The organism is Thermogutta sp. (genome assembly GCF_014359955.1).
GTDB lineage: Bacteria > Planctomycetota > Planctomycetia > Pirellulales > Thermoguttaceae > Thermogutta.
Map to the genome: position 1 here is coordinate 1 of NZ_JACIYL010000826.1, position 1888 is coordinate 1888.

The 1888-nt window shown below is 58.8% G+C and carries 1 protein-coding gene; it reads right to left on the minus strand.

Annotated features, from left to right (window positions below; all coding sequences use genetic code 11):
* Positions 1-1491, minus strand: a 1491-nt coding sequence (locus H5U08_RS17340) for an ATPase, T2SS/T4P/T4SS family (protein ID WP_297035975.1), incomplete at its 3' end; no start/stop codon positions are given.
* Between the last annotated feature and the right edge of the window lie 397 nt (positions 1492-1888).

Genomic DNA, 1888 nt, shown 5'->3' on the forward strand with positions numbered 1-1888 from the left:
TCCCACCGCCCTGTAAAGCAGAACACCTTCCTCGAGGATTTCCTTGGGAAAATCGCGCGGCAGTTCCTCGGGTTTTGGGCGATACGGTTCCTTGCATTCCGGACACAGGGTGCGCACCAACCGCTGGGCCATCACCGCCTCGACCGTGCTGGACACCAAGAACGGCTCGACTCCCATGTCGGTCAAGCGAGTGAAGGCCCCCGCCGCATCATTGGTGTGCAGAGTGCTGAACACCAGGTGGCCGGTCAGAGAAGCCTGGATGGCGTTCTCGGCGGTCTCCAGGTCACGGATCTCACCCACCAGAATGACGTCGGGGTCGTGCCGCAGGATACTCCGCAGCGAATTGGCGAAAGTCAACCCGATTTTGGGGTGCACCTGGATCTGGTTGATTCCTTCCAGTTGGTATTCGACCGGGTCTTCGGTGGTGATGATCTTGATCGACTCGTCGCGAATCTCCAGCAGAGCGCTGTAGAGCGTGGTTGTCTTACCGGAACCTGTGGGACCGGTCACCAGGATGATCCCGTGGGGCAAGTTGATTAATTCGTGGAATTTCTGGTAAACATCCTCTTCCATGCCTAGCTTGCGGAGGTTGAACTCCATCGCCCCTTTATCGAGCAGACGGAGCACAACTCCCTCGCCGTGGATCATGGGGATGACCGAGACACGGACGTCCACCTCGCGCCCCGCCACCCGCAACTGGATACGGCCATCCTGAGGTAGACGACGCTCCGCAATATTGAGACGGGCCATGATCTTCAGGCGGCTGATGATGGCCGCCTGGAAACGGTTGATTTCCGGTGGAACGGGCTGCGGATGGAGAACGCCGTCGATGCGGTAACGGATTTTCAGTCCCGAGGGTTGCGACTCGATGTGCACGTCGCTCGCCCGCAGTTCAATCGCCTCCAGAAGAATCTCGTTGACCAGGCGAACGACCGACGGTTCCTGGGCGAGCTGCGAAAGCTCGGACCCATCCGTCTCGATTTCTTCCAGCAATTCGATCTGGTTTTCTTCTTCCCGCTGACTCTGGGCGATCAGTTCGTCGATCGTCTCCCCGCCCACCCCGAGATAGGTCTTGATGAGCTTGGCGATCTCCGCACGAGAGGCAAGAACAGGAATGACGGTCTTTCCCGTGGCAGTGGCCAGTTCATCGAGCGGGTACAGATTGAACGGGTCGCTCGTGGCCACCACGAGGGTGCCGTTTTCGTCCTTGATGGGAAACAGCGACTCGCGATAGATAAATTTAACCGGGAAATTCCGCAGAATGCTGGGGTCGATTTTGACTTCGGACAGATCGACATACTCAATGCCGAGCTCTTCTCCCAGCGCGCGGAGGGCTTCCTCTTCCGTCAGCAATCCCAGCCCCACGGCTGCCTGATCGAGACGTCGTCCTTCGCCCTGATTGCGCCGGGCAAGCTGCAACTGCTGGGGGGTTAAAAGTCCTTTTCGCACGAGAATTTCACCGGCTTCCATCGCAACGTCACTCTTGGTCAAACGGCTCGGTTCCTGCGTGTCCGAGGGCCCGGACCGCCGCGGAGACAACGCGGAGACTCGTTACCCCGACGAACCCCCATCCTTGGGATTGGCTGTCCGAAGTGCCATGTCGTGTAGCAGGGGCGTCATCCTGGCGATCCGCCGACCGTCTGTTTTTAACAGCACACCAACCTGCCGAATCAAACCAAATGCGTGTCAGGCGGGACTGGTACGGAGGGAAATGGGGACGGGTCCGTTTTGGCATCTGAACCCCCTCATTTATGCATTGCCGCAGGGCGACCTAGCGCACCCGACGCCGCACCAGCGCCCCCTGCAATTCTACAGCCGATCGATCCCCGAGGTTCCAGGAATTGTCAGACTGGAAAGCATGCCGATATGACCGCGAACCAAAAAATCG